General features: G+C 45.0%; 1 protein-coding gene. It reads left to right on the plus strand.

The window, feature by feature from the left end; all coding sequences use genetic code 11:
* Positions 1 to 92: 92 nt before the first annotated feature.
* A partial coding sequence (locus FKN16_RS24320; RefSeq protein WP_170903741.1) for an IS30-like element ISVa6 family transposase occupies positions 93 to 789 on the plus strand: 697 nt, incomplete at its 3' end.

The raw sequence follows: 789 nt of genomic DNA on the forward strand, positions 1-789 counted from the left end.
CTTGGATTCAAGTACGAAGTGCGACACCTCTGAACATAAAAACAGTGAGATGCGATAATCATGAAGTTTGCTCCCGCCAAGAAGTAAAAAACATGAAATACACACACCTCACTGAGAACGAAAGGTATATGATTTCTGCACTCAGAAAGCAAGGAATTAGTACCGCTAAAATAGCTAAACAACTGGGTCGTCACAAAGCCACTATCTATCGAGAAATTGAACGCAACTCCCGATATAACAGACACTTTAAAAGGTACTCCTATCAGGCATGGAGAGCCCAACAAATGGCTCGCAACCGATTGAGCCGATCGCGCAGAAATAAGCGCTATAGCGAAATCGACTTCAGGTTACCTGAAGCCTTGTTAAGACTGGATTGGAGCCCTGACCAAATCGTCGGATACCTAAACGTAAGAGGCTACCCAACAATGAGTCACGAGCTCATTTATCAGCATGTTTGGAACGACAAAACTCTCGGTGGAACACTATGGAAACACCTACGACAATCCACCAAGAAAAGACGTAAAAGGTATAACTCAAAAGACAGCCGAGGGCGGCTAGCAACAAAGCGCCATATTACCGAAAGACCTGCAAAAGCTGAGCATCGAAAAGAGCCTGGTCACTGGGAAATTGATACCGTCGTTGGCCGCGGAACCAAGCACTGTATCGTGACTTTAGTCGACAGAATGACTGGCTACACTTTTATTGGGCAAATGGACGATAGAACAAGCGAGTCGCTCAACGTAAGAATGAGCAAAATCATGACCCGCTCTGACTTACCTTTTAAGACGA

Source organism: Vibrio sp. 11-4(1) (assembly GCF_013048625.1).
Taxonomy (GTDB): Bacteria; Pseudomonadota; Gammaproteobacteria; order Enterobacterales; family Vibrionaceae; genus Vibrio; species Vibrio diabolicus.